A 14,000-nucleotide genomic window follows, 5' to 3' on the forward strand; every position below is an offset into this window, starting at 1 on the left:
TCATGATGATTATATCATCTTAGATTTGCAGATTACAACGCAGGCAGAAATTTCCGGAAAAAAGTACATGAAAACGGTTTATTTAATATATCAAAGGAACAATCAATCAATTAAACTATACTTAAGCTTAAATAACGGCCATTATTTAGGAGCAGAAAGTTCAGCAGTTTGTTGAGACAAACTTACTTGGGGGGAAACTAATGAAGTATAGATCACTATTAAAACGTATGGGTATTGCTCTAATGGCATCTACGTTGACAGTCTCTTTAGCAGCTTGTGTGGAGTCTTCGTCATCAGAAGATTCTTCAACAAAAGATGGAACAACAATCATTAAAATGGGGCGCGTCACAGCAGCAAATCCGAAACTGCCTGAAGGGGACACATATGAGGATAATGCATACACACGTCTTGTGAAAGAGAAATTAAATGTAAAAATTGTAGATCAATTTGAAGCTGAGGGAGAAGACTATAATAGGCAGGTTGCGCTTGCGATTGCATCAGGAGAGTTGCCAGACATGATGCGTGTGGATTCCAAGGAAGAGTTAAAAGAATTAGTTGAAAATGATTTAATTGCAGATTTAACCGAAGTTTACGATAAAAATGCAAGCGATTACATTAAAGGTGTTTATGATACTTATGATGGAAGAAACCTAGCGGATGCTACATTTGATGGGCATCTAATGGCAATTCCGGCAACAATAGGAAATTCTGCTCCAAATATAGTTTGGATCAGAAAAGATTGGATGGACAAACTTGGAATAAAACTAGACAGTGATGGAGACACTCAAATCACTTTGGACGAGCTAGAAAAAACGGCAAAAACTTTTGTAGAAAAAGACCCTGGGAATTCTGGAAATCCAGTAGGAATTCCATTTGCTACTTGGCTAAATGCTAGTGATTATGGCGGATCTGGACTTACTATGTCATCCATAGCAGCTGTTTTTAATGCACATCCTAAGTTTTGGCTGGATAATGGCAATGGAGATATTATTTATGGTTCCACCACTGATAGCACAAAAAAGGCACTTGGTGTAATGGCAGATTGGTTTGATAAGGGAATTGTTGATCCACAATTTGGAACTAGAACTTGGGACGATATAATGGCCCTTCTTACTAAAGGACAAACAGGAATTGTTACTGGACCTTGGCATATTCCTGACTGGGGATTATCTACCGTTAAAGGAATGGATAAAAATGCAGAGTTCACAGCCTACTCTATAAAAGGCGAAAATGAAAAGGTGAATGTTGTTCATAATAATCCAACAGGACAATTTATTGTGGTTAGAAAAGATTATGATCACCCGGAGTTGGCTATAAAAATCTTAAATTTATTTTATGATGAGATTATAAATACTAAAGATTTAAAAACAGAGTATCCGGAAATTTCAAAATATAGCGAGCTTGCTGTAGATGGTTCAACTAGACCGTTTAATATTGAAGTATACAACGCTAATAATGTTTTAGAGGAATACGCTTATATCAAATCTGCAGTAGATGGCAAGACTTCTATCGATGATATACCTAAAGCTGGTTTGAAAATAGATGCACAAAGTGTAAAGGCTTATGAAAAAGATCCTGCAAATGCTGATACTTCTGCCTGGTCCAAATATCATTCTAGGATGCTTGGCATGGGAATGATTAACACATTATCAGAAGAGGATGCATTTAATTGGACGACTCCTGTATTTTTTGGCACGACAAAAACAATGGAGAAAAAATGGGCTAATCTTGGGAAATTAGAAGAAGAATCTTTTATAAAAATAGTAACTGGCAACAAGCCGCTAGATTATTTCGATACCTATGTTTCTAATTGGAAAAAACAAGGCGGAGATGAAATCATCTCAGAAATTAAAGAAGAATTGGAAAATGGGCAGTAATCAATAATAATAAGAGCTGCATAGCAGCTCTTATTAATTAAGGAGGAAAATATGGAAAAACTCCAAAGTGAAATAGCTGAAAATTTTAAAAAAACTGAATTTAATGCAAAAAAGGAAAAACTGAAAAAATGGACGAAGGAGCAAGCTTTTTATCATGGAATGCTGCTGCCTGGAATGATATTTTTGATTATATTCAGCTTTGTTCCTATGTTTGGAATCATCATGGCATTTCAAGATTATATACCAGCCAAAGGCATTTTGGGTTCTGAATTTGTAGGATTAGAACACTTTAAATATATGTTTTCTTTGCCTGATATCGGAAAGTTGTTTCGAAATACGATAGTAATCGCACTCGGGAAAATTATTTTAGGGTCTTTATTGGCAATCGTATTTGCTATTCTTTTAAATGAAATCCGCCTTAAATTCTTAAAAAAATCGATTCAAACAGTTGTGTATTTGCCGCATTTTCTTTCATGGGTTGTATTGGCAACTGTTGTTTTAAATATGTTTAATTTAGATGGAATGGTCAACCAGATTTTGGCTTTTTTGGGATTAGAAAAACTGAACTTTCTTGGCAGCAATAAACTTTTTCAGCCATTAATTATTGGAACGGATGTTTGGAAAGAATTTGGCTATAATTCAATTGTTTATTTGGCAGCTATAACCGCAGTTGATCCAGGCCTGCATGAAGCTGCCAGCATTGATGGAGCTAACTGGTGGAAGAGAGTTTGGCATATTACACTTCCAGGAATGCTTCCAATTATCCTTTTGCTCGCAGTATTGAGTCTCCCTAACATACTTAATGCAGGTTTTGATCAAGTTTATAATTTATATACACCAATGGTTTATGAAACAGGTGATATCCTTGATACTTATGTGTATAGAATTGGGCTAATTGGCCGTGAATATAGTTTTGGGACAGCGGTTGGCTTATTTAAATCAGTAATAGGCATTATTTTAATACTATCAGCGAATAATGCAGCTAAGAGATTTACAGATCGAAAATTATTCTAGGGGGGTAGAAAGTTTTGATAGAAAGTAAAAGCTTTTCAGCACGGTTTGGAAAAATTTCTATATATGCAATCGTGATTTTTTTGGCGCTGACTTGCCTGCTGCCTTTATGGAATATTGTCGCCATTTCTTTTAGCGGAAGTGAGGCTGTTGCTGCAAATAAAGTAGGTCTTGCACCAGTTAGTTTTACAACAGAAGCATATAAGATGATTATGGAAGATGCTCAATTTTGGCGGTCCTTTGGAATTTCTATTCAGCGTGTTGTTCTTTCGCTTATTATTAATATGGTTTTGATTGTTACAATGGCATATCCTTTATCTAAATCGAAAAGAGAGTTCAAAGGTAGAGCCATTTATATGAATCTTATCATATTTGCGATGTTATTTAATGGAGGGATGATTCCAACATACTTAATTGTTAAAAATCTAGATCTTTTAAATACGATATGGTCTCTAGTATTGCCGGGGGCAGTACAAATATTTAGTATAATTTTAGTTATGAATTTTTTTATTGGTGTTCCAAAATCTTTAGAAGAAGCAGCAATAATGGATGGAGCTAATCCATTGCAAGTTTTGCTGAAAGTATATATTCCAATATCTCTTCCAGCTTTAGCCACAGTTGCTTTATTCAGTATTGTAGGAAATTGGAATGACTTTTTTTCCGGATTAATATATATGACAAAAGTCAGCAATTATCCTTTGATGACCTATATACAGTCCTTAACAATCAGTATTGAAGATATGTTAAAAGCAGGATCAAGCGCCAGCGCATTAGCAAATGCAGGTGAAGTATCAAATAGAAATCTGAATGCAGCAAAAATAGTCATCTCTTGTGTTCCTTTATTGGTGATATATCCGCTGCTGCAAAAATACTTTATTACTGGCATTGTAGTAGGATCAGTAAAAGAATAAAAAATTTAGAGCTGCACTATAGAATTCATTTTATATAGAGCTATTCCCTACATTAAAAGAATACTTGAGCGGATGATATAGTGCCAGTTTTTTATCAGGAGGCATATTATAACTAGAAGAGAGGTACTCTATGAATGAATCATATCTTTGAATGGAATGGACCTTTATACCGATTTTTATTAAAAATTTTCGAATTGATGTTATTGAATTGTCTATTTATATTATTTTGTTTTCCTATTATTACAGTAGGTGCGTCAACTACTGCTCTTTATACTATAACAATAAAAATGGTTAGAAATGAAGAAGTAAGCTTGTTAGGCGGCTTTATCCAGGCATTCAAAAAAAATTTTAAGCAAAGTACCGCTATATGGATTTTTTTATTGATTATAGGGTCCATATTATATATGGATTATTCTTTTCTTCAACAATATTCAGGGCCATTTTCTTTGCTGGTACATATAAGTTTATTCTTTTTTTCATTAGTCTATCTTATTATTACTGTATTTATATTTCCATATATTTCTAGATTTGAGAATTCAATAAAAGAGTCAATTGGCAATACATTAAAAATGGCAGCTGCAAATCCTAGCAAAATAATACCGATTTTCATCATTTCATTATTCCCATTTATTCTAATGCTCATATCCCCATATTTATTTGTTTTTTGCTTATATTTAAGTGTATTTTTAGGTTTTTCTTTCATTGCATATTTAAATTCTTTTCTTATTGTCAATATGTATGGAAAATATGAAAACGAAAAAGATTTTATCATTTCATAAATAGAATGCAAAAACAAGTCCGGTATAGATGGTTTGCATGCCGGACTTGTTTTGTATTAAATGCAATTATAGGATCGACCTGCTTTAATACTTTTGCAGAATGGTTAATGATAGGCCTTTTCTCTTTATTTAAGAGATTATAAGAGAAAGGGGAAAGTTTTAGTTGATTGGCAATCCATATTCTACTTGTTTAGACAGCTCTTGGCCAATTTGTTTAAGAAGAACTGCATATTGATCAAGCTTCTGATCATCTACATTAGAAATTAAAGTAGATATACTAACGGCAGCAATTACTTGATTTTTTTGATTGATAATTGGTACAGCTATACAACGAACGCCTTTTTCGTTTTCCTCGTTATCGATTGCAATCCCATTTTCCCGAACCCTTTCAAGTTCTATCCTAAAATCTTCTTCATTTAGGATTGTTTTATTAGTTGATTGGGTATAAAGGTAACCATCTAGAAGCTGTGCAATCTTTTCGGAATTTTGAAAGGATAGGAGAACTTTTCCTATTGCTGTAGAGTGCAGAGGGATTCTCCTTCCAATTCGTGAATAGCGAATCAGCGCTTTTTCTCCCTCCTCCTTATCAATGTAAACACCGGCATTGCCGTCCAAAATCCCAAGATGACTAGTCTGTCCTGTTTTTATTGATAGAGTTTGAAGATATTTCTTCGCTATATTTCTTATATCCATGGTACTAATAACCAGGTTCCCTCGTTCAACAAGTTTCATGCCTAATTTGTATTTTCCATTTTCAGGATTTTGATCAATATAACGAGATTCTTGAAGTGTTTTTAATAAAGAGTGGACAGTGCTTTTATGAAGTCCCATTTTGTCGCTAATTTCCGTAATTTTAAGCTCAGTCGTATGTTCATTAAATAGATCTAATATTCGAAGAGAACGTTCGACAGATTGGATAATTGGCATATTCAACCCTCATGTTCATTTTATATTATTAGCAATTACGCACGAGCGATAAGCCTCTGCTAAGTACTATTACAGTATTATAGACAATTAAAAAATGCAATAAAATAAATTTTGATAAGGACTGATTGCAAAATGGAAATGATTTGTATGTAAGTGTTTACAGTTAATGCTTATATGTTATAATTGAATTAAATTTAACAGAATAATAAAACATAGTTTTATATTATAAAACAAAGAGGGGCGATAAAATGAATAAAAAAACATTATTTAATGGCATTATTCCTCCCGTATCCACTATTTTTGATGAAAATGGCAAACTGAATCAGAAAGAAATGGGGCTGTTAATTGATTCTTTAATTGCATCAAAGGTAAATGGATTATTGTTTTTAGGAACTGGCGGAGAGTTTTCGCAAATGACTGTAGAAGAAAGAAAAGAAACGGCTGAATTTGCGATTAGTTATGTAAATAAGAGAGTTCCTGTATTAATTGGGACAGGAAGCACCAGTACAAGAGAAGCAATTTCTTTAAGCCAGCATGCCGAACAGATAGGCGCAGATGGGGTTATGGTAATCAATCCATATTATTGGTCATTATCAGATGAGAACTTGTATAGCTATTATAGTGAGATAGCAGAATCTATTAATCTTCCTGTTTTTCTTTATAATTTTCCAAATCTTACAGGACAAGATCTAACGCCTGATTTTGTTGAACGAATTGCAGATCAGCACAAAAATATCGTAGGCATTAAAGATACCGTGGATTCCATCGGCCATATTCGTGAAATGATTGAGAAGGTGAAAGGCAAGCATCCGTACTTTTCTGTTTTTTGTGGATTTGATGATCATTTATTAAATACCCTTCAACTGGGCGGAGATGGAACCATTTCAGCAAGCGGGAATTTTGCTCCACATTTATCAGTGGGAATATATCATGCTTTTACAAGTGGAGATTTAAAAAAAGCAGTTGCTCTTTATGGCCAGCTAGCACTTCTTCCACAGCTTTATAAGATTGACAGTCCCTTTGTAAATGTAGTAAAGGAAGCGACGAAAATGTGCGGCCTAAATATTTCTACATATGTATTGCCGCCGTCTAAGCCGCTTAGTGAGAAGAAAAGACAAGAAGTGAAAGCAATTTTACAATCAGCAAAAGTACTTCCAGCGGCAAAAAAATAGAAGTGTGTTTATTTCTTTAATAGGAAGGTTTCTAAATAAACTTTCCTATTTAATTTTAGTCCATAAAAAGCTCCACCAAATATTATTTAAAATGGAGAGATACTATGTCATTACATTCGATTTTTAATGAAGAAGAATCCTCTTTATATAATGTGAAAACACATGCAAAGGGACCGATAGGAACACTTCCTTTAACGCCGCAAATGCTTGAAGAATCGCCGAGCGGAGATCTTTTTGGACTTACTCAAAATGTGGGAATGGGATGGGATCCGAAGAGCCTGCTTGGAACGCAAGTGCTTATCCTGGGCACCAAAGGAGGCATTCGGGACCATAATGGCAGTCCAATTGCCTTAGGTTATCACACTGGCCACTGGGAAGTAGATTTATTGATGACAGAAGCAGCCAAAGAAATTCGGGATAAAAAGGGAGTTCCGTTTGCAGGGTTTGTCAGTGATCCATGTGATGGACGTTCACAAGGAACATTAGGCATGTTTGATTCATTTCCTTATCGAAATGATGCCGCCATTGTTTATCGGCGATTAATTCGTTCCTTGCCGACACGCCAAGCTGTGATGGGAGTAGCTACATGTGATAAAGGCTTGCCAGCAATGATGATTGCACTGGCGGCCATGCATGATTTGCCAACCATTATTGTACCTGGAGGTGTTACACTTCCACCTACAGTCGGTGAGGATGCAGGGAAAGTTCAAACTATTGGCGCACGATTTGCGAATAAAGAAATCAGTTTGAAAGAAGCAGCGGAGCTTGGCTGCGTTGCATGTGCCACACCAGGAGGGGGATGCCAATTTCTTGGTACGGCAGCGACTTCCCAAGTTGTTGCAGAGGCCCTTGGAATGGCTGTAACTCATTCAGCGCTTGCTCCTTCTGGCCAGCCGATATGGGCTGAAATGGCTAGACAGTCTGCACGGGCAGCGCTGGAAATGGAAAAAAATAAAGTAGCCACAAAGGATATTCTGACAGATAAGGCGATTGAAAATGCAATGGTTGTTCATGCGGCTTTTGGAGGATCTACTAATCTATTGCTGCATATTCCTGCTATCGCCCATGCTGCTAAGTGCAAAATTCCGACTGTGGAAGATTGGACACGAATTAATAAAAAAACGCCTCGTTTAGTAAGCGTTTTGCCAAATGGACCGGATTTTCATCCAACTGTACGAGTATTTTTAGCAGGGGGAGTTCCAGAGGTAATGCTTCATTTAAGAAAATTAGGTCTTCTGCATGAAGATGTTCTGACTGTAACTGGCAATACACTTGGCGAAAATCTTGATTGGTGGGAGCAGTCAGAGCGACGGGCGAAAATTAGAAGACGTTTGATGGAGGCTGATGGCATTTCTCCTGATGCTGTCATTATGAGCCCCGAGCAGGCGAAAGAAAGAGGATTAACATCCACCATTACTTTCCCAACAGGCAATATTGCACCTGAAGGATCGATCATCAAATCAACTTCCATTGATCAATCTGTGGTAGGAGATGACGGCATATACCGTCATACTGGAACAGCAAAAGTGTTCACTTCCGAAAAAGCGGCCATTAAAGCTATTAAAACTGGCGGAATTGAAGCTGGTGATATTATGGTGGTGATGGGAGGAGGCCCTTTAGGAACGGGGATGGAAGAAACCTATCAATTAACATCTGCATTAAAGTACTTGCCATTTGGCAAATATGTTTCGTTAATTACAGATGCACGTTTTTCAGGTGTTTCAACAGGCGCTTGCATCGGACATGTGGGACCAGAGGCATTAGGAGGAGGCCCCATTGGAAAACTGCGCGATGGCGATTTGATTGAGATTATCATTGATTGTCTTCATTTAACTGGTTCTGTTAATTTTGTCGGCAATGCAAATAAAAGAGTTTCAGCAGAAGAAGCATCTGTTATTCTAGAAGAACGCCATCCCCACCCTCAATTAAAGCCAGACCCTAATCTGCCTGATGATACACGGTTATGGGCGGCGCTTCAATCTGTCAGCGGAGGAACTTGGAGTGGAAGCGTGTATGATACGGATCGGATTTTGCAGGTTATCGAAGCCGGCGTCAAAGCATTGGCTAAAGAAGAAAAGTCCCCTATAAGATAGAATACTTTATTATGGGAAGCAATCGTAAGTCAGGCTAAATAAAAAAGCGCATGATAAATTCGTGCGCTTTTCTCCATAGAATCATTCTAATATTATTGTGCTGTTTTCTCGATTAAAGAACAGGGGCCATTGTTTCTTTTAATACTTTTACAGAGTGGTCAAATTGTTTTTGTTCTTCTTTGTTCAAGTCAAGTTCTACTACTTCACGAATGCCGTCGCGGTTGATGACAGCTGGAACCCCTACATATACATCGTTTTGGCCATATTGTCCATCTAAATATGCAGATACTGGAAGAATAGAGTTTTCATTATTTAAGATTGCTTTGGTAATGCGTACTAGAGACATTCCAATTCCGTAATAAGTGGCGCCTTTTCTTTCAATAATATGGTAGGCTGCATCACGAACGTTTACAAAAATTTCATCCAAGTCTTTTTGGCTGTATGCAGGATTTTTGCTTAATAAAGACTCTACGCTTTCTAAGCCAATCGTTGCTTTGCTCCATACAGGAAGTTCAGTATCGCCGTGTTCGCCGATGATTGCCGCATGGACATTGCGAGTATCGACGTTAAAATATTCGCCAAGCATATAGCGGAATCTTGCGCTGTCTAACGTTGTGCCAGAGCCGATTACTTTTTCTTTCGGCAAGCCAGATTCTTTCCAAGTTACATATGTTAAGATATCCACTGGGTTTGTGGCGATTAAGAAAATGCCATCAAAGCCGCTCGCCATTACATTTTTTACGATTTCTTTAAAGATAGCTGTGTTTTTTGCCACTAGGTCTAAACGAGTTTCGCCTGGTTTTTGTGGAAGGCCAGCTGTAATGACAACTAAATCAGCAAGACCGCAGTCCTCGTATTTTCCGCTCCAAACTTTTACAGGTGCCGGTGCAAATGGCATCCCATGATTTAAATCCATCGCTTCCCCTTCTGCTCTTTTTTCATTTACATCGATTAACACTAATTCTTCCGCAACACCTTGGTTAATGAAAGAATAAGCATAGCTGCAGCCGACAGCTCCAGTTCCAATTAATACGACACGGTTGATATTTTGTTTTTTCATGATAAATCTCTCCCTTATATAAGTTTATTTATTTAATATATTTTTAATTAGCAATGGGAATATATTTTTTATTTTTTATAAAAGTTGCTTTTTTATCAAAAACAAATCATATTGTTGTTTTCCAAGCTACCATATATTTTAACCTCTTTAAAAGAGTAGTGATTGCTTTTGATACTTTTATTATAGCTGTCAAATTGTGAAATGAATCACAATAATGTGTCGGAATTGTGAATTAGACAAATAAAACGCTTTCCTCAGAAAGGTAGTTCACAAAATTGCCATGATTGTCTTGTGGAAATAAAATAGCGTTTTCAACAATATAAACAAAAATTCAAGAAGTGCCATTTATTCCAATAGCATAGGACTATTATGGCTCTAACTTTCATTAATATATATCACGCATAAGAATAACAATATATCGGGGCATCTATTTTGAGATAATGAGATAAGAATTACGATTTTTTCAGTTTATATTTAATGTTTCTTTTTAAGCAGAATCTTTTATGTTTAATTTTTAATATAGGTTTATAATGTTATCCTTTTTTTCGTAAAATAAGGAATAGCAGGAAATGATAAGGATCCATCACGTATTAACGGTCTCTTTTCCCATAGTACAATTATGCAAAAAAAGAAAAAAATATCGCAGCAACGGCAGATGGAAAAAATTATACTTATAGGCTAACTCTGAAGGCAATAACAATCAGCATACCGGCGGACAGCAATTATCAGATCTCAGGAAATAATCTGGATGAATAATAGTGATTGTTTGCAGCTGATCGTGCAGCAGGTTAGAGTGTGGGGAGATAAAAAGGATAGCAGTCTCCCTTATTAAGCAAAAGCTAGGCTTTCCGCAAACATTAAGGGAGAGCAATAAAGGCTTCTATTACTTTTTCAATATCCCCAAATAAGCACTCCAAGGGCCGACATCTTCTCTGTAGCGTTCAGCCATTATCCGCACGATTTGCGAAATATGGGTCAAATCATGAACAGCCCATGTGGAAATGAGTTCCCGGACTTTTACTTGGCCAAACTCAGGGTGCAATCCAGTTTTTTCAAGACAGAGTTTAAGATCAATAAGGCCTTGAAGTTTTTTGATATTTTGGGATCGAATGGTTTTAAATTCCTGCAATTTTTGTTCGAGTGATAATTTTTTTGATTGATTCAAATGGGAATAGCGATCAAATGGAGGAAATGGTTTTTGTTCCCCTTGTTCTAGAATAAACTGGAGTCTTGGCAGCCAGTTTGTTTTTTCTCCTTCGATAAGATGGTCAATCACTTCTTCTGCATTCCAAGTCCCTTCTCCTTCATTGCACTGCAGCCATCCTGCGGATAAACCAGATAAAAAATACTCAAGCGTTTTTGGGGTGCGCTCTAAAATCTCAATTGCTTCAGCAACAGTAAAATTCATTGGATTGCTCCTTCCCAGTTTTTTATTAGATAAAGCGAATAAAATGATCATAGCATATCTGCAAAAATAATGAATAGAACAGTTAGAGAATAGAAGAGGAAGGTAAAAAAATTTTTAAAAAAAGAGAAAAGAAAAATGATATTGTATAAAAACAAAAAGGCAGCTGAAAGCCAGCTGCCTTTTTGTTTTTATGATAAATAGAAAACGTCTATATAACGATTTTCTTTATAGTATCAGCTCCATCCTGCGCTCGATACCTTGATGACCACATATGTCATCCAACCTAGTTATAATATAAATGAAAACGATTACAAAGTCAATAGTCAACAAGAAAAAAATGGATAAAAATAGAATGGAGGATATGAACCCCATACTGAAAGGATAAGAAGAAAAGGGGATTTTGAATAGTGCAGCATATGAGCTTTAATAACATTGAGATAAATGTTATTATTTTAAAATTATATTCCTGAACATTTAATGTTAGAAAATCTAACAATATGACGTTAAGAAATAAAATGTTTTTTCAGAAAATAATTGAAAATCAAAAAATAATATAGTAACTTATAGCATATAAGAAATTGTATACAATCTCGTATGCAATTAAAAATACAATCTTAATGTATGGGATGACAATTTCATCATGCTTTATATAAAGTGAGGGCAACCACAGATGAATGCTAAGGAAATAGAGATTTACGATAAAATTAAACAGGCAATCATTCAACAAAAGCTGCTTCCTAATATGCAGCTTGTTGAAAAAGAAATTGCCGAATCGTTTGGAGTAAGCAGAACTCCAGTCCGCAATGTATTACGGAGATTAGCCTATGAGCGATTGGTAAAGATAATTGCCAATAGGGGAGCTTTTGTAACATCATCTTCTAAAAGAGAAGCAACAGAAGTATTTGAAATGAGGCGGATTTTAGAAGTGGAAGCAGTGAAAAAGGCTTGTCAGCTTGCAACTGCAGAGCAGCTTTTTGAATTGGAACAGATGGTTGAGGAAGAAGAAAATAGCCATTTGCATATTGATTATTATGATGCTATTCAAATGTCAGGAGATTTTCATTTGAAAATAGCAGAAATAGCAGGTAATTCCTATTTTTATCAATATTTGGAGGACTTGATTTCTTTAACACATGTGATCATTTCTATCTATGGAAAAACACAGGAAGAGAAGGATGCTTGTTTGCATCATCGTCACATCTTTCATGCGATTAAGAAACGAGATGAACAGCTAGCAGCAGAATTGGCATTGGAACATTTAATTGATATGGAAGAACATTTGCAGTTTAGGGACAAAAACCAGTTTTCGGCTTCTTTAACGGAAATTTTTAATAATAACTAATTTGTCGACAAGGAGGAGGGCAATCATGATGTATGACCTGATTATTAAAGGAGGAAATGTAGTTTTTATAGAGGGGGTGAAGAAAGCAGATATCGGCATTACAGATGGAAAAATCGCTGCCATTGCAGAAGTGTTGGAAGCTGATTCATTGCAGACAATAGATGCGGAAGGGCAATATGTAATGCCAGGCATGATTGACACACATGTTCATATATGCGAACCAGGGCGGACAGTATGGGAAGGATTTGAAACAGGCACAAAGGCACTTGCTGCGGGAGGCACAACAAGCTATGTGGATATGCCCTTAAACGCACTTCCTGCAACCATAAACCGCAACTCTCTTCTATTAAAAAAAGAGACAGCAATAGGAAAAAATTATATCGATTATGCATTTTACGGCGGGCTAATCCCCAGCAATCTGGATAAATTGACAGAACTTTCAGAAGAGGGAGTTGTTGCATTTAAATGCTTTATGTCATCATGCGGATCGGATATTCCAGAGGATTTCACCAATGTTGATGATTATACTTTATATATGGGAATGAAAAAATTAGCAGAATTAGGACATATGTTATCAATCCATGCAGAAAATGCAATAGTCACTGATAGAATGGCAGAAGAGATGATAAAAAATGGGAAATTAACAGCGGCTGATTATGTAGCATCTCGACCTATTATAGCTGAAGTAGATGCAGTTAAACGAGCATTGTATTTTGCGGAAAAAACAGGGTGCAAGCTTCATTTTGTCCATATTAGTTCAGCTGAAGCGGTCGAAGTGATTGAACAAGCAAAACAGGAAGGGCAAGATGTTACATTGGAGTCATGCCCGCATTACTTTACAATTACAACCGAAGAGTTTGAGAAAATAGGCCCTGTTGCTAAATGTTCTCCGCCGCTCCGTGATAAGGAAGAACAAGAAAAACTTTGGCAGAAATTAATAGAAGGAAAATTGGATATGCTCACATCGGATCATTCTCCGTGCCCGCCGGAAATGAAGAAAAGTGCATCAAATAACATGTTTGAAGTATGGGGCGGGGTTACTGGCTGTCAAAATAATGTTGATTTAATGTTTGATGAAGCAGTGTTAAAACGAAATGTCTCAGTGGCAGACTTTGTCCGAATGATCAGCTATAATCCGTCCAAACGTTTTCATTTATCCGCCAAAGGAGAAATTGCGATTTCAAAAGATGCTGATATTATTTTACTTGATCCCAATCAATCTTATGTTGTAAAGAAGGAAGATTTATATTATCGTCATCAGCACAGTCCGTATATAGGCAGAAAAATTAACTGTCGGGTTACCAAAACGTTAGTTAGAGGAAATGTTGTGTTTGATGTAAATCAAGGTATTGTCGGAGATCCGATAGGAAAATTAGTGACATACAAACAAAAATTGGAATGTGCTGCATTTTAATGAAGT

The 14,000-nt window shown here is 36.2% G+C and carries 11 protein-coding genes; 8 read left to right on the forward strand and 3 right to left on the reverse strand.

The genetic code is table 11. The annotated features are described in order from the left end of the window. Window positions 1-200 precede the first annotated feature (200 nt). The 4 genes from NCCP28_RS06885 (at window position 201) to NCCP28_RS06900 (ending at window position 4,578) form a co-directional block, all read left to right on the forward strand. Complete coding sequence (locus tag NCCP28_RS06885; protein WP_248560661.1) at window positions 201-1,877, forward strand: type 2 periplasmic-binding domain-containing protein; 1,677 nt, start codon at window positions 201-203, stop codon at window positions 1,875-1,877. A gap of 159 nt (window positions 1,878-2,036) precedes the next feature. After that, a complete protein-coding gene (locus NCCP28_RS06890; protein WP_248561115.1) occupies window positions 2,037-2,891 on the forward strand; it encodes an ABC transporter permease in 855 nt (284 codons plus the stop codon). A 14-nt stretch (window positions 2,892-2,905) separates the two neighbouring features. Continuing rightward, window positions 2,906-3,799 carry a carbohydrate ABC transporter permease gene (locus tag NCCP28_RS06895; protein ID WP_248560662.1) on the forward strand — a complete coding sequence of 298 codons (894 nt, stop codon included), beginning with the start codon at window positions 2,906-2,908 and terminating at the stop codon, window positions 3,797-3,799. 134 nt (window positions 3,800-3,933) lie between these two features. Next, complete coding sequence (locus NCCP28_RS06900) at window positions 3,934-4,578, forward strand: YesL family protein (RefSeq protein WP_248560663.1); 645 nt, start codon at window positions 3,934-3,936, stop codon at window positions 4,576-4,578. A 159-nt stretch (window positions 4,579-4,737) separates the two neighbouring features. Here the strand turns inward: NCCP28_RS06900 and NCCP28_RS06905 are convergent, their stop codons facing one another. Further along, window positions 4,738-5,505, reverse strand: a complete 768-nt coding sequence (locus NCCP28_RS06905; protein WP_248560664.1) for an IclR family transcriptional regulator — start codon at window positions 5,503-5,505, stop codon at window positions 4,738-4,740. Between the two features lie 248 nt (window positions 5,506-5,753). On the opposite strand from NCCP28_RS06905, the gene NCCP28_RS06910 reads away from it, so the two are divergent. Then, on the forward strand, window positions 5,754-6,677 hold the full coding sequence (locus NCCP28_RS06910; RefSeq protein ID WP_248560665.1) for a dihydrodipicolinate synthase family protein: 924 nt from the start codon (window positions 5,754-5,756) through the stop codon (window positions 6,675-6,677). Window positions 6,678-6,781: 104 nt separating this feature from the next. Next, window positions 6,782-8,770: a YjhG/YagF family D-xylonate dehydratase gene (locus NCCP28_RS06915; protein ID WP_248560666.1), complete on the forward strand. Its 1,989-nt coding sequence runs from the start codon at window positions 6,782-6,784 to the stop codon at window positions 8,768-8,770. Window positions 8,771-8,882: 112 nt separating this feature from the next. Here the strand turns inward: NCCP28_RS06915 and NCCP28_RS06920 are convergent, their stop codons facing one another. Together NCCP28_RS06920 and NCCP28_RS06925 are read right to left on the reverse strand one after the other, a co-directional pair. Then, window positions 8,883-9,830, reverse strand: a complete 948-nt coding sequence (locus tag NCCP28_RS06920) for an L-lactate dehydrogenase (protein ID WP_248560667.1) — start codon at window positions 9,828-9,830, stop codon at window positions 8,883-8,885. 883 nt (window positions 9,831-10,713) lie between these two features. After that, window positions 10,714-11,238 (reverse strand): DinB family protein, encoded by a 525-nt coding sequence (locus NCCP28_RS06925; RefSeq protein ID WP_248560668.1) that lies wholly within the window; start codon window positions 11,236-11,238, stop codon window positions 10,714-10,716. A 670-nt stretch (window positions 11,239-11,908) separates the two neighbouring features. Between NCCP28_RS06925 and NCCP28_RS06930 the strand changes: the two genes are divergently transcribed. Both NCCP28_RS06930 and allB read left to right on the forward strand, forming a co-directional pair. Continuing rightward, entirely contained in the window at window positions 11,909-12,580 is a 672-nt protein-coding gene (locus tag NCCP28_RS06930) for a GntR family transcriptional regulator (protein ID WP_248560669.1), read from the forward strand. A gap of 25 nt (window positions 12,581-12,605) precedes the next feature. Next, on the forward strand, window positions 12,606-13,994 hold the full coding sequence (gene allB, locus NCCP28_RS06935; protein ID WP_248560670.1) for an allantoinase AllB: 1,389 nt from the start codon (window positions 12,606-12,608) through the stop codon (window positions 13,992-13,994). Window positions 13,995-14,000: the final 6 nt, after the last annotated feature.

The organism is Niallia sp. NCCP-28 (assembly GCF_023168165.1).
Classification (GTDB): Bacteria; Bacillota; Bacilli; order Bacillales; family Cytobacillaceae; genus Niallia.